Source organism: Allofrancisella frigidaquae, assembly GCF_012222825.1.
Classification (GTDB): domain Bacteria; phylum Pseudomonadota; class Gammaproteobacteria; order Francisellales; family Francisellaceae; genus Francisella; species Francisella frigidaquae.
Map to the genome: position 1 here is coordinate 889,290 of NZ_CP038017.1, position 19,754 is coordinate 909,043.

Sequence of the window (19,754 nt, forward strand, 5' to 3'; positions counted from 1 at the left end):
TTTATCCTATTCTATATCCAATATATTTGGTTAGATCATTACCATTTAAAATATCTGCTATTTGAAGCATTTTTTTATTTGGGAATTGTAACTGTTTAAATCTAATAACTTTATCCAAAGTAGCAATATCCATGCCAATTTTTGAAGTATCTACTATAGTTCCAGATGCTTGTTGTGAATTTTGTTCCAAAATTTCAAACTGTCCTACTTTTATAGTCTGATTTTCAAGTATAAAAAAAGCTGATGGCCAAGGAGTAAACGCTCTTATATGACAGCTTATTTGTTCTGCTGTTTTATTAAAATCTATTAAGCCTTCTTGCTTAGTTATCTTGTGAGCATAAGTGGGTGTACCGATTTGAGGCTTAGCTTGTACATTATCAATATTTTCTAAAGTTTCTAATAATGGTTTAATTGCTAGCTTAGCAAAACTATCATGTAAACTTGCTGATGTATCTGTGTTTTTTATATCTATTTCTAAAGTATTAAGGATATCACCAGTATCAAGCCCTTCATCCATTTGCATTATACAGATACCAGTTTTTTTATCACCAGCTTGAATTGCTCTTTGAATTGGGGCAGCTCCTCGCCATTTAGGTAGTAAAGATACATGAATATTCAAACAGCCATACTTAGGAATGTCTAAGAATCTTTTTGGTACGATTATGCCGTAAGCTATAACGACGATAACATCTGGCTTTAGTTCTTTTAATTGCTCTAAAACTTCTGGATCTTTTTTTAAAGATTGTGGTTGAAGTATCAAAGTGTTATTAGCTAAAGCAACTTCTTTAACAGCAGAATATTGGACTTTCTTACCTCTACCTTTTGCTCTATCTGGTTGCGTTAGTACTGCCTTGATATTATAACCACTTGCATATAAATCTTTTAAAACGTAAGCTGAAATCTCTGGCGTTCCTGCAAAGACAATATCTAACTTTTTCATTTGTCAATTCCTAAAAGTATACGCCTGTAAAGAAACGTTGCTTAATTCATCTAGCTGACCTTCTGGATACAAACAAATATATTTAATCTCATCCACACCATTTTCGGCAGCTAATTCTACAGCTTTTTTTAAATTTCTATCACATAACTTTGTAAAATTATCTCGATTAGTCGTATGAGTAGATACTCTGATTAGACCAACTGCCCCTTCCGCATCACTTTGGTAACGTAGGTTATAGATTTTGACACTATTAGGATCAACTTTAGGTAACTTAACACTATACTCCGGTAAAAAAATACCTTTGGTTTCATAGTCATTATTAGAGGTAAAAAAATAAATACACGTAACAAATACTGCTATTATTACGACTATATACATAACATTTTGATTAAATCTACTCATACCTAAAAACTACCTTTAAAAATTTTATTAGATTTTAACATATGTTACTTATGCTAAACAGGTGTTTTTCCGGAAAAAACATAATCAACTTAGCTTAACTAAAATTATTTTTTATATTCAATCGCCCAACAATTGTGAATATTTTTATTAGATAAAAAATCTCTAGATAAACACTGTTTATCAATGTTTTCGCACTTGTATTTATTTAGGATGCTTTCAGAAATTTTAAAGCGTCTATAGTTATTAGAAAAGTACAAAATACCATTTTTTTTCAAAGAATCCATAGCTAAATTTACTAGTAACTCATGATCTCTTTGAATATCAAGCACATCATCCATACGCTTAGAATTAGAAAAAGTTGGTGGATCTAGAAATATTACGTCAAATTTTTGTGTATTTGACTTTAGCCAACTAATACAATCTGACTGAACAAAATTATGTTTTGAAACATCAAGATTATTTAGCTTAAAATTTTGCCTACCCCATTCTAGATAAGTATTTGACATATCAACACTTGTGGTTTTAGCACCTAACAATGCTGCATGAACACTAGCTGTACAAGTGTAGCTAAAAAGGTTCAATAAGTTTTTATTTTTAGCAGCTTTTGCAACTAATTGTCTTATTTTACGATGGTCTAAAAAAATACCTGTATCTAGATAATCATCAAAATTAACATAAAACTTTGCGTCAAATTCTTTTATTATATGAAATTTGTTTTTGCTATCTGATTTTTGGTATTGATCTTTACCTTTTTGACGTTGACGTACTCTCGTATAAATATTCTCATACGGGATACTCAAAACTTTATGTATTTGATATATGGTTTGGTAAAATCTTTGCTTAGCAATATTAGGGTCTATAGTTACATCTGCTTTATATTCTTGTAAAAAAACCTTCTCACCATAAATATCGACAGCTACTGCAAATGTTGGTATATCAGCATCGTATAGACGGTAACACTCTACTGCCGTTTGCTTTAACCAAGGCTTTAAATTTTTAAGGTTTTTTTGTAGCTTATTAGCAAAATCCATATGCTCATCAGATTTAGCTGCAGAAGCTTCAGCAAGACGAATATTTTTTTCTAATTGAGATTCATGTTTAAACCTTGACTGCTCATTTATTTCAAACTGGTATAGGATAGTTTCTATAGCACCATTATAAAATTTATTACGCTTAGTTGTGCGAAATTGTAACTCTTTTATAGAATCATAGAAATTAGTTAATATTGCAACTTTCCAATCTTGGAAATCAATATAAAGCCTTTCATCAAAGCCATTAAATGCGTCTAATAAATCAGCTATTCTATCGCCGAATAATCTCTCACCATATGGCGGGTTTGTAACTATTAAACCAGTATTTGGAAATACATTTTTAAGATCTCTAATATCTTGTTGTTTAATAGTGATAATATCACTGAACCCTGCTAAAGAAATATTTTTACTAGCTTTATCTAAAATATTATTATCAATATCATAGCCCTGTATAATGGCTTTTGAAGTTTTTACACTTTCTTTGGCTTTAGTTAGTAAATCTTGCCATAGTTCTTGGTTATGTAATTTTGAGTTAAAAACCTTAAAACTATCATTTAGTAAAGCAGGAGCAATATTTTTAGCCATTAATGCAGCTTCTATTAAAATTGTGCCAGAACCGCACATTGGGTCTACTAAAATTGGTGTATCGTTTTTTAACTCTTCTAGCCACCCTGCTTTTATAAGTATAGCTGCAGCTAGATTTTCTTTTAACGGTGCTTGACCTTGGCTTTGTCTATATGAACGCCTATGCAAACTTTCTAAGTTAATGCACAAATAGACATTCACAAAATTTTTATGCAAATGTAACTTAATAACGTTATCCGGATTTTCCGTATCAACATCCGGGCGATCTTTAAAATTATTTCTAAATTGGTCAACTATTGCATCTTTTGTCTTTTGTGAGACAAACATAGTATTATTAAAATCATAATGATTTCCTGATACTATAATTTTAAAAGCTTTATCAACTTCAAAATAATCATTCCAATTTATAGAGGATATAAAACCATATAGTTCTTGCTGAGTTTCAACCTTTTGGGTAGCTATTTTAAGCATCACTTGGCTAGCTAAACGTGAATGAATACAAACTTTATATGCATCCTCTAAAGAGCCCTCAAATTCTACTCCGGCAAGTTTTTCTTGAGCTGATATTTTTAAGCTTACTAGTTCCTCTTTTAAAAGAATTTCTAAACCTTTAGCGCAACTAATAAAAAATGTAAAATTTTGCATAAAAAATGTAAATAATGTTATATGGCTTAAATGATATAGTAATTAAAGTAAATGACAATGGATATAACAGAACTTTGCATTCTAGTTACTTATTTAAGATAAAACTAAATATTAAACGGCTCCCGCAACCCAAAGTTAATAGTTTTTCAGCATTTCCTAATTTGGAACTGCACACCCAGGAATATTATGATATATAGATGTGTTTGGAGATTCAGCTGCAATAGTGGTTGTACCATCTGAAACTGAAACATAATACTTAAATTTGTTCTGTGTTGTAGAGTTTGGACAATTCTTCCATACAGCTCCTGTTACAACTTGCTCAATTTGGTCTCTAGGAACCTCTGAAGTAACTTTATAGGTATAATTAGCACTAGAGTCTGGTCCTGAGACTTTTGTTACTGAGATTGTGTTAATATTAGTCGGTGCTATACCTCCACATTGGGCCCAACTACTCTGGCCGATTCGATGGCAGTTAGAACCATTTGCTGTAGAGGTTATAGGTGAGGCTTGGACAATGTAGCTACCTAATATCTCTTCTGGAGTATTTTTAGTTGTAAAAACAGCTGCTATAGAGCAAGTCTGGCTTGGACGCTCATCTTGACAGTTTAAAAGCGTCCCTGAAACTACAGTCGGGGTATCAACACTGATATTTGGTCTAGGAGGCGTTCCAGGTGTAGTTTGAGGATAACCTGACATATCATTTATAGTGACTGTTATTGGATTACTTATATTATTACTGGTAAGGGTACCATCTTGAGCTAAAAAATCGTCAAATGCAAACGTATATACTGTTGGGTATTGCTTGTCAGAAGGTGCTGTCGCATTAGTACATAGATCTCCAGAAGCTTTATCATAACAAAGCGAATGAATAACCTTAGAATATTGACTAAACCATGGACCTTTATCTGTTAAACTTCCATTTGCAGAGTTATTTTTATATAAAATATCTTCATTACTATTTATGATATTTTTCAAAGAATCTTTATCTATAGCAATATTGTATATTTGACTATTTGAAACAGGAAGCAATCCTGCTGAAAAAAGAGCTGTCAATGATTCAGCTATAAGCCCTTTTGCTGGATGATTAGTCTGAATAGTAGCTACTGTTGTGTATACTTTTGGTAATATATTATTGTTATCAAAAGGCCATTGACCTGGACTAAAAAAATCAAATGAACTTACGTAATCCATAGGTATATATTCTTTTTGTAAAATACTTTGGTTACCTGTTGGTGTTGTACATGTGCTTAGATCTGTAGTATCTGCACATACCTTTGGAATAAACTCCCAACAATCGCTACTATTAGCATAAGCTCCATATATTGGCCTACCTTGTGAATCATACCCATTTATTTTTTGGCTACATTGACTATTAGCTGATATTCCGTTGGCAAAATAAACAACATCTTTAAAAATAATTGTTTGAGGATAAGCTGGTTGGTTTAGCTGACTTACATCAAAAGCAAGCTGATTAGATGTATCTGTATAGTAACTTATTAGGTTATTCAAATAAGAAGTCGAAGATATAGTTTGTAGTAAATAACTTGTACCAGTAGCTGGAGGATCATTTGCAATATTTTTTTGAGATCCTAAAGAATTTGTAGCTCCAGGAGAAGTAGCTATTCCGGAAGGACTGATAATTCGTATTGGATTTGATCCAGAATCATTAAATACCAGAGAGCTCCAAGTAGTTTGGTTTTCTGAATAAACTCCTGTTGGCATTTCAGGTACTGCTTTATTCATAATCTGACTCCAGCTCATTCCTAAAGGGTATCCGGATTCAGTTAGATCACTAACAACAATAGGAGAAGGATTTTGTATAGTAATTGGTATACCAAAAAAATCAACACTTGTCGGGTCTATATATAGTACACCACTCTGCCACGTTAGCTCAAATTTATCATAAACAACTTGAGACATATAATAATTACTATCTGAAGAGTTAGTGCTATAAAAAGGTATTGATGAAGCAACACCTCCTAAAGGGTGTCCTATAGATACATATATTCGTCCGGATACAAATGGATCTGGAAGTTTTATTGTAAAGTCTCCAGTTGTTCCGATACTTTTACTATAGTCTTGCAAATATGCCTTACCCAGTAAAGGTCCTTTTGTCAAAGATCCATCATTATTTACTGTATAAATGTTTGCTCCATCTACAACCGTTATATAAGTATCATCGATCACATTAGTATTATTAATAATTTTTAATGGGTAATCTGCAGCTTTTAACAAGTTAAAACTCAATAGTCCCAAACTTAAGAGAGATCCCTTTTTTAATATTTCCTTTTTCATAACGTTCTACTATTATTAGTGTTGACTTTGTTTTAATCATTATTTAATATCAGGTGTAATAAAAAATAGCAAGCTTTATCATGCTTAAACGAATCTGTATTTCTTTAATTGTCATATTATTTATTTCTTTTTTATCCAGTTGTTTAGAAAATAACAATAATGTTTCTCTACTTATGTATAACGATACAGCTGATACCCAACCTTATGTAGCTTATCCAGCCTATACTTGGATACCTAAAGGAGTAATCTATGCTCAGCCTTCTTCTACTTTAACTCCAACAGCTATTAAATTTAGTCTATCCGGAGATGCTATCAACAATCCTTTATGTATAATTTCTTTTACAAACGTTAATGGAGATTGGGAAATTTTACCTAGTGATACAACAACAGGTACAACTTTTCTTTATAAAGAAGGTTTTGATAATGCCATTCTTAGTGTTAATTGTGGACTTGCTGGATCTGGTATTTATACGTTTCGTGTGAATACTGAATTTACAATAGGTAAAGCCATATTCCATTCAAGCCAAGATTTCTTAATAAATTTTGTACTTAATAGCAAAAAAAACCTAACAATATCAACAACTCCTATAAGAAAGTAATATTTCTTAATGTTTTACTATCTTGGAAGGAAATTTATAACAACCAAAAGTTTTTCTAAAATGAAATATCTAGCTAAAAAACCATATATGGTGTAACACCTTTCATCTTAAAACCATAATTTACTTAAAATAATACACAATTATAGTTTGAATAATTGTTAAAGTTATATTAAAATAAGTAAATAAAATGTTAAAAATTTATCATGATATGTCAGAGGAAATACTTGAAAAAATAATAAGTACATTAAAAGATTATGAAAAGACTAGGAAGGAAGGACCAAAGTATAAAGGAGGCTTTGTAGCAGGGGTGTTTGGTAAGCCATCAAAAACTGAAAAAATTAGTGCTGTTAATACATACCTGAACTTTATAATAGTAGGAGATTTATCGCCTGATATCCAAGACATTCAGAATTTACAACAAGGATCTCTAGGAAGAAGGATATTACCTTTATTAGCCAAACTTGGTTTTGGAAGTGTATCAGATTCAATAGAGGAAAGTCCAAATATCCGTGATTTATATGGGATATTTTGTACTCAAGAAGAAGACTATGAAAGAACAATAAGTAAAGAAGATGTAAGATCACAAATTTATAGAAACTCTTTGTTAGTTAATAAAGTTAAATTAGGTCAGTCTAGGTTAGATACTAGTATTGATATGAAAAAGCATTCTCGAAGACAGTCATTATCTAACCCAACCCTTCCAAGTTTTGAAAAAGGTAATTCGTGTATTATGTTGCAAGAGGATTATTTTCGTGCGCAAAGAAAATCATTAACTATAGATAAAACGGGAGATCTATCTACTTTTTATAATAAAATACATCATAGGCATCAATCTCGTGAACATATATTCACGGGACTTGAGTTTGAAATAGCTTGTATTAGTAAATATGCTCAAAATTCTCCAGCTGAATTTTATGAACCTCATACAATAGTAGCAGTTTTTGGATCTGAAGACGACTTTTTCCAAGAGGTATTGGAAACTGATAATTCTCACGCCTTAGAATATGTAACCTCGCCGAGATACATTAAGAAAGACAATTACTTAGAAAGAGCCTTATATATAGCAGTATTAGTTTATATTTGGGTAGATAAAGAAATATTTGGTTATAACTCAAGAAACCAACCACATCATGTTTGGTATGAAAAGCATGCTAGAGATAATATCGATGTAGATGAATTCACAAATCATATGGCAAAATTCTTTAATAAAAAGCCTATATATAACAATATAGTTATAAATAAACAAGCCCTTAAATCAGTAGTTAAACCGATTAATAAATTTTATAAAGGTGTTAATTTTCAATTTAATTTAAGTGGTGATACGATACCAGTTAATATCAAAGAAATGCTATTTACTGAGACTAAAAGGTATTATCCAGAGGTATTAGAAAGTTTGCAAAAAATATTTCCAAGATTAGATGAGTATGTGTTATTGGGTATGATTACCTATATTAGGCAAATACCTATTATGATCTTAGAAGTTATACATAGTGAGAGTACAGCTACAGAATATAAATATAGAAATCATATTAGAGCTCTTAATTTTTTAGCTTATTACTTTAGGGTAGAAGAGAGTGAATACAGCTCAGGCAAACTAAGGTCATGGCATAAGAAAATGGTTAGCAATCCAGGTAAATATATTTCTGAGGAAAACAGTCAAAAAAAATTTAAAGATTTTTCTGGTAAAAAATATAAGTTTGTTTTTTCTAAGAAAAATAAATATAATAAGTCTATTTTTTCTGGAAACCAACTTCCGTTAACTCTTTTATATGCTTCCCGTATAAAAGATTACAATTATTTTTGGCTAAAATGTAGCTTGCCGGAGTTTTTAAAACATAATTGTAAATTACCATCTATACAATATGAACTCGAGAACTTTAAAGCTGTAGCTAGAGATATTATATTAAATACGTCTGCATATAGGGCAGTTAGTAAGTTTTATCAATACTCTAAAGAGGTAGCATTACCTAAGTGTAGTATATTAAAAAGTGAGCTAGAAACGATAATCAATAATATGATCGAACTTTTAATAAACGATATAGACACTTTTGCTCGTTTTGATAAAAATAAGTATTATAGTAAAGAATTGGGACAGTTAAAAAAAATTAATGAATATAAAACTATTGGTGCTAGGCAAGATACTTATATTAAAAGTGATAACATTGTTATAGAGTCAAGAAATGGAGATATGATATATAAATCAAAATCGGAGCTATGGTTTCATAATTTAATGGATAAAGTTAGTCGATTAGGCTGCCCTACCTTAAATACCTACGATGAGATAATAGATTATGTTAATGGGCTTGATAGTGGTAGTATTTCTGTTTTCAAAGAATTAATTTGAGAAGTTACACCAATTCCAACATAAATTGATGCATTTATCACAAAGGAGTTTATGACTAATTTAAGTTTTTGATGTGCAGACAATAGCAGTGGCTATTGGCAAATATTAAAGGATTAAATTAGGTATGAAATACAAAGTTAGAAAGTAATAATATGTGTTGGAATTTGTATTAAAGAGCTAAGTTGTAGTAGCTCAAACTTAATCTGACAGTCACTCATTAGTTTGAGTCTTCTGGATTCTATCCTCAAACTCAATAGCGAAATAAGGCATAGCCTTATTCCAATATCTGACGGGCATAGACCATTTTTTAGTCAAATAATCTATAGCCAAGTACAAAGATTTGAAAACCCTCGGGGGTTTCTAACAATTATTTAGCATTCTTACTATTTCCTCAGAAATTTTTACACCAGAGATATCACTATCTTCTAAAAGTATATCTTTGATTCCATGGCTTAAAAATTTATCTTTTAAACCAAAATTTCTAACTATTACATTTTTGTGCAAATCATTAGCAAAAATATATTCATTTACAGCGGAACCAGCTCCACCAGCAATAGAGTTTTCTTCCAAAGTTATAACTATTTGATGAGACTTACAAATATCAGTAATCACTTTTTCATCTAAAGGTTTAACAAAACGCATATCTATAACTGTAGCGTCATGTTTATTTGCTACTTCTATAGCTATAGGCAATAAAGTACCAAAACTTAAAATCGCTACTTTTGATCCATATTTTATAATTTTTGCTTTACCAATTTCTAAGTCTAGTTTTTCTGTAATTTCAGCCCCTACTCCAGCTCCTCGTGGATAACGAACCATAGCAGGACCAGTATACTGATACCCAAGTTCTAACATATGAAAAGCTTCATTTTCATCACTTGGAGCCATGATTATATGATTTGGTATACAGCGCATAAAACTAAGATCAAAACTACCATCATGTGTAGCGCCATCAGCTCCTACTAAACCTGCCCTATCAACAGCATATAAAACATCTAAATTTTGTAATGCTACATCATGAATAACTTGATCATATGCTCTTTGAAGAAATGTTGAGTAAATAGCAACTACTGGCTTTAAACCTTGGCAAGCAAGACCACCGGCAAAAGTAACTGCATGTTGCTCAGCTATAGCAACATCAAAATATCTATCAGGATATTGCTGTGAAAATGCTATTAAGTCAGATCCTTCTTTCATAGCTGGAGTAATACCAACTAAACGATCATCTTTAGCCGCTTTTTGACATATCCAGGAACCAAAAATATTTGAAAAAGTTGGTTTTGGCACTTTAGTGATGCTATCACCTGTATGAAAACTTGGAGCAACGTGGTGAAACTTAATAGGATCAAACTCTGCTTTTGTATATCCTTTGCCTTTTTTAGTTACAACATGTAGAAGTTTAGGTCCTTTATGATTGTTTAAAATCTTTAAAGTCTTAATCAGCTCATGTACGTCATGCCCATCTATCGGACCCACATAATAAAATCCTAAATCTTCAAAAAAATTAGCTGGTACAAACATTCCCTTAGTTTGAGTTTCTATCTTTTTAACTAACTCAAATACTGGTGGAATATTTTTTAAAACTTCTTTACCTTTCTCACGTAGAGAGTTATAAAACCCTCCGGAAATTATCTTGCTAAAATGAGCAGATAAGCCTCCTACGTTATCAGATATCGACATCTCATTATCATTTAAAACTACTAGAATATCTTCTTTAATTCCTCCAGCATGATTTAAAGCTTCAAAAGCCATACCTCCAGTTATAGCTCCATCACCGATTATTGCTACTGTTTTTGAAGGTTTGTTTTTAAGCCTATCAGCTATAGCCATACCAAGAGCTGCACTAATTGATGTACTTGAGTGCCCTACCCCAAAAGCATCATATTCACTCTCTGAACGCTTTGGAAATCCAGATATGCCACCATCTTTTTTGATAGTTACTAACTGATTTTTTCTACCTGTTAGAATCTTATGAATATAAGTCTGATGACCAACATCCCAAACTATGTTATCATGCGGTGCGTTATAAACATAATGCAAGGCAACTGTAAGCTCAGTAGCACCTAAACTACTAGCGAAATGCCCCCCACTTACATCTAATGTGTTAATAAGAAAACTTCTTAATTCTGACGATAAATCTTTAAGCTGGTTTTCTGAAAGAAGCTTAAGATCAGCAGGTGTGTTTATCTTATCTAACAAATTGTATTTTGACATAACTTTAAAAATCTTTTGTTTAGTTAGAAAATATGTATTTAAATCCCATTAACTTTTTAGAGTTAACGTTATTATTCCCACTCTATCGTTCCTGGTGGTTTCCCTGTAACATCATATACTACGCGAGATACTTGCTTTACCTCATTTACTATTCTGTTAGAAACTAATGATAAAAAATCATATGGTAAGTTTGCCCATGTAGCAGTCATAAAATCAATACTTACAACAGCCCTTAGAGCTATAACGTACTCATATCTACGTTGGTCGCCAACCACCCCAACCGATTTTACAGGTAAAAATACTCCAAAAGCTTGAGAAATATCATGATACAAACCATGATTGTATAGTTCTGCTGTAAATATAGCATCTGCTTTTTGTAAAATCTCTACATATTCTTTTTTAACTTCGCCTAATATACGCACTCCTAAACCAGGCCCAGGAAAAGGATGTCTGTATAACATATCATAAGGCAATCCTAAACCTAACCCCAATTTACGAACTTCATCTTTAAATAGCTCTCTTAGCGGCTCTAAAAGTTTTAGCTTCATTTCTTTAGGCAATCCACCAACATTATGATGAGATTTAATAACATGAGCTTTAGATTTATTATTTCCTGCTGATTCGATAACATCACTATAAATTGTGCCTTGCGCTAGCCATTTAGCGTTTTCAATCTTTGCTGCTTCTTCATCAAAGATATCAATAAAAAGCTTACCTATAATTTTACGTTTTTGCTCAGGATCAGCAACTCCTTTAAGCTCATCTAAAAATCTATCTTTTGCATTAACACGGATAACGTTAATATCCATGTTATCAGCAAACACCTTCATTACTTGGTCGCCTTCATTAAGACGAAGTAATCCTGTATCTACAAATATACATGTAAGTTGATCACCAATAGCTTTATGTAATATCGCTGCAACTACAGATGAATCAACTCCACCAGATAAACCTAATATTACCTTATCAGAACCTACTTTTTCTTTGATTTGTTCAATATCATTTTCAATAATGTTTTCAATATTCCAAAGTGTGTCACATTTACAAATATTAACTACAAAATTTTCTATTATTTGTTTGCCACTTTCTGTGTGGGTAGTTTCAGGATGAAATTGCACCCCATAAAAAGGCTTTGATTTATGAGCAACAGCTGCTACAGGCGCATTACTAGATGAAGCAATAATCTCAAAATACTCGCCTGTATTAGTAACTTTATCACTATGGCTCATCCAAACTAGTTGTTCATTACTTAAGTTAGAAAAAATGTTATTGTCGGAGTTTAAAATATTTATAATGGCTTTCCCAAACTCACTTTGATCTGCTCCCTTAACTTCGCCCCCATGTTGCATAACCATAGTCTGCATGCCATAGCATATACCAAGTACGGGAATTCCTAGTTCAAAAACCATATCTGAAGCTCTAGCATCAGAGTCATATACTGATTCTGGTCCTCCAGATAAGATAATACCCTTAGCACCATACGATTTAATAAACTCAGCATCTATATCATAAGGGAAAATTTCACAAAAAACTCCTACTTCTCTAACTCTACGAGCTATAAGTTGTGTATATTGTGAACCAAAATCTAAAATAAGGATTTTATGTTTATGTATATCCGTCATTATATTATATGAAAAAGAAATATTAATGCATATTCTAGCTTAAAAGAACCAAAATTGTAATTAGCTTTTGCCGATAAAAATGAGTGATTAATTACTTTGTAAATTTTCAATTTCAAACATAATACTTTTAACGTTTTTTTTAATAGAGTCAGATGATGCTTGAGTCATTACAAATATTTTTAAAAAGATAACGCCACCTATAGCTACCAATAAATTGTCGTAAGGAAAATCTATAATATTTAACTCACGAAAATATGAAATTAGCCATAACATAACTATATACAAACAAACAAACCAAGTTTGTTTTAATAACCGTAAGAAGTCATTTGGTATAAAAACTAACCAGTAGAATATGCATACTAAAACTATAAGTATTGCCAAATACATAAGATTAGCCGTACCTGACCAATAGATAAAATAAGAGCATGATATGAAACCTAAATAACCAAATAGTTTGTAAAATGGCAGTTTAAACTTTCTTTCTAAACTTGGAAAATTATCCCTAAAAATAATTAAAACCACCGGACCGGATAAACAGCTAAATAAAACTAATGATGATAAAAATGTAACTAATTGAGTCCAGGTTGGAAATTGGAATAAAAATATTAACCCTACAAAGAAATTAATCCAGATACAAAAAACAGGAACTGAACTTTTATTTAATTTAGTTAAGATAGACTCTTTGAAAAACTCTAAACCAAAAGCTTGCAGTATTCTTCCTGTTACAGCTGTAAATACATTGGCTGTTCCTAAAGGAGCTACCATAGCATCTATAAATAAAATAGTATATACAAAATGCAAACCAAACAAACTTAAAAGTCCCAATAAAGGAGCAACACTAGCATTGAAATTATCTACTTGCGCTGGTACACAAAATATGAACAATAAAGATAAAGACAAATACATTGTCAGTCCAACAACTACAGGAGCAAATAAAGACAATGGAATTGCTAGCTTAGGGTTTCTAGCGGAATTTGCGATAATCAAACCGTTTTGGAATCCAGAAAAAGCAAAAGCAAGACCAGATCCTGTTACTGCTAAAAGTATATGCTCAAAGCTTACACTTATTTTAGCACTATTAGCATAATAGTTATCAAAAGACCCATATACAGCTAACATGCCTAGAGCTATTGCTATTGGCAAAAATATCTTCCACATACTTACTATAGAGTTAACTTTAGCAACATTTTTAAGCTGGTAAGTATTAAGATACGTAACTCCTAGCATAATAAAGAAAGCTATAGCAACACCATAGTGCGATAAAAATACTCCACTAGAGTTACTATCAACTAAGTTAGGAAACCAAAAACCCAAATACTGAACAACAGATTGTGCTTCTAATGGCAGGTATACAATGTAACTAATCCAACCTAACACTACAAATAAAAAACCTAAAGCACGTGAATGTGTAATTCTTAAAAAACGCATAGCACCAGAAACAATCGGAAGCATCGAAGCTACCTCAGCAAAGCACAAAGCTACTAGTAAAGTTAAAAGAGCAGTTAAAAACCATGAAAGTATCACGCCCACTCCAGCAGTTTGATAACCATAATATGGAGAAAATAACCAGCCACTACCTATCATTCCACCCGTTGAAATAAAAACAATAGCTAAGGTTGAAAGTTTTTTCATAAGCAAATTCCTACATGTTAAATTTTGTTGGTAATACCAAACATGCTACAAGTTACTCTTACCAATATAATATTTTTGTAAAACATAGGCAATTAAAATTTTTACCACATAGGTAAGTACATAAAACAAATTAAAAAAATTATAAAGGTATGCATTTCAGCATAAAAGTTATTTATATTTTAATTATTTAATGTTTTATTGAAGTTTTTAATATTTATATTTAAAATATAATATTGTTAAAATTACCGGTATAAGAAATAAAATGTATTATGTTTTTGGATTTAGAGATCAAAATCTTATAGGCGATTTGTGTTTTAGTCTAGCCTCAGAGCAACAGGTAAAGCAAAATTTCAACAGTTGGCATAATGGATTTCTAATAAAGCCAAGTGAAGATAAGGTTAAACAGTACGATCATGGACGTTATAGTCGACCTCACCATATAAAATGTGGTAGTAATGCTGTAGGTGAGCAGAATGAGTTTTTACTAACATTATACAAAAACCTTAATAAGTTAAAAATTAAACCAAATATGAAATACTTCTCATACTTTAAAGTTAGTTCTACAGGCTTTACAGGTAGCTACGCCAAGGTAGGAATAAAAGAAAAAATGAGTAGTTTAGGTGTGTCTGATTATAAATTTTCAAACGATTCAAATGGTTTAGATCCAAATCGTGATACACTTGTGATCCATGCGCATGGCAACAAAAATGAACCCAACTATATACACACTAAAGACAATGAAAAGATTTCTATAACCGAAATCGCAATTCTTTTAAAGGATGTGTTTATACGATTTGGCAAAAAAAATCATACCTTTACATATAAAATTGTACTGTGGGTTTGCTATAGTGACAAGATAGCTGAGAATTTATTTTTTGAACTTAATAGAATATTAAAGCTCCACCATCGATCTGATATTAAATTTATTATCTTTGGGTATAAGGGAGCTTTAGCTCAAAGACAGTGTTTTAAGTATTTATTTAATAAACAAAAAACAGAATTTGAGATAATAGGCTATAAGCCCATTGAAGTAAAAAGTAAAGGTAAATTACTATCTACATCTGTATGGTATAATAATACTGGTAAATCAATGCGGGTATATGTTTCAAACAATACTCGTGGAAAAGCAGTAGAAGCTTTTGACCCAGTTAAATCTGTCTGGGAAAGAGAAATAGAAGAAAATCTAAAAGAAAAAGCTTTATTGCCTTATAATAATTCAAAAATAAGTCCTTTTAAAAGCTTAATGACTGTAACACAACAGGCTATAGAGGAGGATATATTAATTGACAATGATTTATATCAAATAACTAATGAAAATGAATCTTATGATAAACATATAGATAGTATGTTACCAAGTAAGAAATATTTGTTTTAACGGACATGATTTAAGCGAATCATTAGTACTAGTACTGCCTTATCAAAAAACCGATTTTTTGAATTGTAAACTTAGCTTTGTTATACTACTAAAACCTCAGATTAATATATAAAAGAGCTTAAACGCTTTTAAGCTTATAAAAAATCTATGAAATTTAAAATTTTTAATAAAATTTTTCAAGCAGGAGAAACGGCTACACTTGCCATGCCATTACCAAGTCAATACTCATGTGCCCCCATGTATTTACCTATAAAAATACTAAATGGCTTATATCAAGGACCTTGTTTTTTAATATTTGGAATGATCAATGGTGATGAATTTAACTGTATTGAAATAATAAACTCTCTTTTGGAAGATATTAATCCTAAGCAGTTAAATGGCACAATAATAGCTATACCTGTGCTAAATATTTTTGGACTAGTGCATTCAACCAGACATAGCTTACCATTAGAACAAGCTTTTCCAGGTGATGAAAATGGCTCTTTTATGCAACGTTATGCTTATAGAGTAACCCAAGAAATAATTAACAAAGCTGATTATTCAATACAGCTAAAAACTGGTGCTATAGATCATGAAATATTGCCTCAAGTTTATTTTAATGCTAAAGATCAAAATTCTATAAAAATGGCTAAAGCATTTCAAGCTCCTGTTATAACTGCTGTAAATATGAATCAATCTAGTATCCGCCAAATCCATCAGGATCTAGGTATACCTTTTATATGTTATGAAGCTGGTGAAGCTAATAAATTTAATGAAGAAGCTATAAATGTAGGTGTTTCAGGCATTAAAAATGTCATGAGAAAACTGGATATTTTAAAAGACCAAGATTTTGTACAACAAATAAAACCTGTAGTATCTAATGATACTGAATGGACCATATCTGATAAACCTGGGATTCTAAGAACAGAAATAGGGCTTGGCACTAGAGTAAAGGAAAATCAAAAAATTGGTAAACTGATAGATCCTTTTGGTAATGATGAAAGCGTATCACTTAAATCACCTATCGATGGAATAATTTTAGGTATCAATAACTACCCTTTAATAAAAGAAGGGGATTTAGTTTTTAAGGTAGCATCTTTTCATAACGATGAAAAAGCTGAAGCAAAAATAGAAAATTGGGAAGAAATAGCAAAAGAAAATTTTAGTGATGAATAACAGGGTCTCTTTGATTGCAATAATAGTTTGGTTGACTTGTGCTAGTTTTTTTATGTATGAGTTTTTACTTAGAACTATCCTAGGAACATTTGAACATCAAATAATTACTGATTTGAACCTAAACTTGTTTACCTTTAGTATCCTTAGTTCAACCGCATACCAAATAACATATGGATTAATGCAAATTCCAGCCGGTGTAATTACTGGTAAATTAGGCTTAAAAAAAACTCTTAGCTTAGCTATTTTAATCTGTGTATTAGGTGTCGGGTTATTTAGTTTATGTAATAGTTTTACTGCAGCACTTATTTATAGAATGACGATAGGTTTTGGTGCTTCTTTTGGTTTTTTATGTCTACTAATAGCTGTTTATGATTGGCTACCACATAAGCATATTGGTTTATATATAGGATTATCTCAGTTTATAGGTGTAATGGGCCCAATGTTAGCTGCTGGGCCTTTGGATTCATTATCACAAGCTGGCGGTGTAGGTTGGCGCTTTATATCCATAACACTAGCTATTATAGGGCTAATATTAGCAGCTGTAACCATAATGGTAGTAAAAAATAATAATCAAGAATTAAACAAAGTTATTATATTAAGTAACCCATCATCTATTGTTAGTGAAATAAAAGCCTTATTTTCTAATACACAAATATGGTTAATTGCTATTTTTTCTGCTACAACATATCTAGCTATAGAGTATTTATCTGAAAATACTACAAAAAATTTCTTAGGGTTAAATGGCTATAGCTCACAGTTAGGATCTTATTTAATTACAATAGCTTGGCTTGGCTATGGATTAGGTTGTCCAAGTTTAGGGTTTATATCAGATACCTTAAAACGAAGAAAACCAATCATGATTCTTGCTATTTGCTTAACATTTATTTCTTTAGTTACGATAATATTTTTTCCTATAAATAACCTTATATTATATACATCATTTATTTGTTTAGGATTTGGCGCAAGTGGTCAAAGTATTGGATTTGCAATTATTGCTGAACAGTGTAAATCTAAATATAGAGCTACTGGATTAGGAATAAATAATTTTCTAATAACACTGTCTGTAGCAATTGGTTCGCCGATTATTAGTAGTATATTAGGTATGCTCTCTAATGAAAATAAAGTGTCGATATATGATTACAAAATAAGTCTAAGCATTTTACTTGTTTTTACAGCTTTAGGTATAGTTATTAGTGTGTTTTTTATCAAAGAAACATTCTGTAGATCGACAAAAGAAGTGATTATGTTAGACTAAAAACTAAAAGGGTTTAGTTCTTAAGTAAATTTCTAATCTATTTAAAATGTTCAAACCAGAAAATGTTATGATTAAGTGACTAACTTAGGAAACAAGTTTATTTACTACGGAACTTAATACGTCCTTTTGTCAAATCATAAGGAGTTATTTCAACAACAACCTTATCACCCGTTAAGATACGAATATAATTTTTTCTCATTTTCCCAGAAATGTGAGCTGTTACAATGTGACCATTTTCTAACTCAACTCTGAACATTGTGTTAGGAAGAGCTTCTAAAACCACCCCTTCCATTTCTATACAATCTTCTTTTGCCATAGTGGCTAATTCTCCTATATTATTTTTAAACTTATATAATTAAATATAAAACAGCTTTATATTCTAAAGCATTTCAATAAAAACACAATATTTGCAAAACAAACTTTTTTAGGAATGATATACTTTTCTCACTTAAAATGTTACTTAAAACTCTTTTATTTTGGAAAATAACCTTTTATTTGAATTAATCATTTTTCTAGTAGCAGTGTTAGGTGGAACCGTAGGATCTGTTGTTGGATTAGGGGGAGCATTAGTTATTACCCCCCTACTATCAACAGTTTTAGGGGTTCCTTTACACTATACTATTGGAGCATCTTTAGTTGCTATAATATGTACATCTTCAGCAACTTCTATAGTATCTTTAAAATCCCACGGGTTCACAAAAGAAAAACTTGGTGTTTTCTTAGCATTAGCAGCAGGAATTGGAGGAACACTTGGAGCAAAGCTAGCAATATCTATAAAACCAGCTACTTTGTTCTTAATTTTTGGAGGAGTACTTGTCGTGGTAGCATTTTTAAGTTTCTCAAAACGACAAACTTCTCAGCAGCAGTTTTCTTCGAAACTAGCAGAAAAACTACAACTTAATGATAAATTTATGGTTGATAATCAAGAAATACACTATAACGTTGATAAACCTGGCTTAGGTTTTTTAAGTATGCTAGGTGCTGGATTTATTGGTGGGTTACTAGGTATAGGTGCCGGAGCATTTAAAGTTATTGCCATGGATAAAATAATGAAAATTCCATTTAAAGTAAGTGCTTCTACAAGCAATTTTATCATGGGAATAACTGCTTTTGCTGCTACTTCTACTTATTACTTTGCTGGTTACATTGATAGCGTAATCACTCTACCAGTTGCATTAGGAACTTTACTAGGAGCTACAATAGGTTCTAAAATTATGCCTTTTGTCTCGGTAAAGGTTTTAAGGTTAACATTTTTTATTATTATTTTATTAGCAGCTATCCAAATGATCAGTAAAGGGCTACTTTTATGACAAAAAATCAAATTATATATAAAGTTTTAAAATCTAACTTAATCATTTCTATAGTAATTCTAATTATAGGTTTTTTCTATAGGAGCTATGAAGTCATTAATTGTAGTAGTCAATATATAATAAATTATCAAGAGACTGTAGCGATAAAAATTATAAATTTTGGGCTATTCTTAATAATTATTTTCCCAGTTCTGCGAATATTTTTAGAATTTTGTTTCTTTATAAAAGAAAAAAACTATACATACATTATAATTTGTTTACTATTATTTAGTGTTATTGGGATAAGTATAATCTCTTAAGATAGTATATTTTCTCTAAAAATGTTAACATTTTCCTAACTAATAACTAAT

16 protein-coding genes are annotated in these 19,754 nt (G+C 31.0%); 7 read left to right on the forward strand and 9 right to left on the reverse strand.

What is annotated here, in order from left to right:
* Position 1: 1 nt before the first annotated feature.
* The 4 genes from fmt to E3E15_RS04130 form a co-directional block, all read right to left on the reverse strand.
* Entirely contained in the window at positions 2-940 is a 939-nt protein-coding gene (gene fmt / locus E3E15_RS04115; protein WP_172106685.1) for a methionyl-tRNA formyltransferase, read from the reverse strand.
* A 3-nt stretch (positions 941-943) separates the two neighbouring features.
* Positions 944-1,342, reverse strand: coding sequence for a Francisella virulence factor A (gene fvfA, locus E3E15_RS04120; protein ID WP_172106686.1), 399 nt, complete (start codon positions 1,340-1,342; stop codon positions 944-946).
* 104 nt (positions 1,343-1,446) lie between these two features.
* Positions 1,447-3,603, reverse strand: a complete 2,157-nt coding sequence (gene rlmKL / locus E3E15_RS04125) for a bifunctional 23S rRNA (guanine(2069)-N(7))-methyltransferase RlmK/23S rRNA (guanine(2445)-N(2))-methyltransferase RlmL (protein ID WP_172106687.1) — start codon at positions 3,601-3,603, stop codon at positions 1,447-1,449.
* Between the two features lie 156 nt (positions 3,604-3,759).
* The gene (locus tag E3E15_RS04130) at positions 3,760-5,898 is read right to left on the reverse strand and encodes a beta-1,3-glucanase family protein (RefSeq protein WP_172106688.1); all 2,139 of its coding nucleotides are present in this window, start codon (positions 5,896-5,898) and stop codon (positions 3,760-3,762) included.
* Positions 5,899-6,071: 173 nt separating this feature from the next.
* On the opposite strand from E3E15_RS04130, the gene E3E15_RS04135 reads away from it, so the two are divergent.
* Complete coding sequence (locus E3E15_RS04135) at positions 6,072-6,497, forward strand: hypothetical protein (RefSeq protein ID WP_172106689.1); 426 nt, start codon at positions 6,072-6,074, stop codon at positions 6,495-6,497.
* Positions 6,498-6,684: 187 nt separating this feature from the next.
* Positions 6,685-8,841 (forward strand): hypothetical protein, encoded by a 2,157-nt coding sequence (locus E3E15_RS04140; protein WP_172106690.1) that lies wholly within the window; start codon positions 6,685-6,687, stop codon positions 8,839-8,841.
* A gap of 210 nt (positions 8,842-9,051) precedes the next feature.
* Here E3E15_RS04140 and E3E15_RS07950 read toward each other — a convergent pair whose 3' ends face one another.
* From E3E15_RS07950 to E3E15_RS04155, 4 genes are all read right to left on the reverse strand, one after another.
* Positions 9,052-9,177, reverse strand: coding sequence for a hypothetical protein (locus tag E3E15_RS07950; protein ID WP_280954100.1), 126 nt, complete (start codon positions 9,175-9,177; stop codon positions 9,052-9,054).
* A gap of 24 nt (positions 9,178-9,201) precedes the next feature.
* Positions 9,202-11,055, reverse strand: coding sequence for a 1-deoxy-D-xylulose-5-phosphate synthase (gene dxs, locus E3E15_RS04145; RefSeq protein WP_172106691.1), 1,854 nt, complete (start codon positions 11,053-11,055; stop codon positions 9,202-9,204).
* Positions 11,056-11,126: 71 nt separating this feature from the next.
* The gene (guaA, locus tag E3E15_RS04150; RefSeq protein ID WP_172106692.1) at positions 11,127-12,677 is read right to left on the reverse strand and encodes a glutamine-hydrolyzing GMP synthase; all 1,551 of its coding nucleotides are present in this window, start codon (positions 12,675-12,677) and stop codon (positions 11,127-11,129) included.
* 87 nt (positions 12,678-12,764) lie between these two features.
* Positions 12,765-14,309 carry an APC family permease gene (locus E3E15_RS04155; RefSeq protein WP_172106693.1) on the reverse strand — a complete coding sequence of 515 codons (1,545 nt, stop codon included), beginning with the start codon at positions 14,307-14,309 and terminating at the stop codon, positions 12,765-12,767.
* A gap of 262 nt (positions 14,310-14,571) precedes the next feature.
* Here E3E15_RS04155 and E3E15_RS04160 point away from each other — a divergent pair, with 262 nt between their 5' ends.
* The 3 genes from E3E15_RS04160 (at position 14,572) to E3E15_RS04170 (ending at position 18,094) form a co-directional block, all read left to right on the forward strand.
* Complete coding sequence (locus E3E15_RS04160) at positions 14,572-15,684, forward strand: hypothetical protein (RefSeq protein ID WP_172106694.1); 1,113 nt, start codon at positions 14,572-14,574, stop codon at positions 15,682-15,684.
* Positions 15,685-15,831: 147 nt separating this feature from the next.
* On the forward strand, positions 15,832-16,839 hold the full coding sequence (locus E3E15_RS04165; RefSeq protein ID WP_172106695.1) for a succinylglutamate desuccinylase/aspartoacylase family protein: 1,008 nt from the start codon (positions 15,832-15,834) through the stop codon (positions 16,837-16,839).
* Positions 16,832-18,094, forward strand: coding sequence for an MFS transporter (locus tag E3E15_RS04170; protein ID WP_172106696.1), 1,263 nt, complete (start codon positions 16,832-16,834; stop codon positions 18,092-18,094). The genes E3E15_RS04165 and E3E15_RS04170 overlap by 8 nt, the downstream gene beginning before the upstream one ends.
* Before the next feature lie 97 nt (positions 18,095-18,191).
* Here the strand turns inward: E3E15_RS04170 and infA are convergent, their stop codons facing one another.
* Positions 18,192-18,410, reverse strand: coding sequence for a translation initiation factor IF-1 (infA, locus tag E3E15_RS04175; RefSeq protein ID WP_003033733.1), 219 nt, complete (start codon positions 18,408-18,410; stop codon positions 18,192-18,194).
* 160 nt (positions 18,411-18,570) lie between these two features.
* Between infA and E3E15_RS04180 the strand changes: the two genes are divergently transcribed.
* Both E3E15_RS04180 and E3E15_RS04185 read left to right on the forward strand, forming a co-directional pair.
* The gene (locus tag E3E15_RS04180; protein ID WP_172106697.1) at positions 18,571-19,404 is read left to right on the forward strand and encodes a sulfite exporter TauE/SafE family protein; all 834 of its coding nucleotides are present in this window, start codon (positions 18,571-18,573) and stop codon (positions 19,402-19,404) included.
* Positions 19,401-19,703: a DUF1634 domain-containing protein gene (locus tag E3E15_RS04185; RefSeq protein ID WP_081835917.1), complete on the forward strand. Its 303-nt coding sequence runs from the start codon at positions 19,401-19,403 to the stop codon at positions 19,701-19,703. The genes E3E15_RS04180 and E3E15_RS04185 overlap by 4 nt, the downstream gene beginning before the upstream one ends.
* Positions 19,704-19,754: the final 51 nt, after the last annotated feature.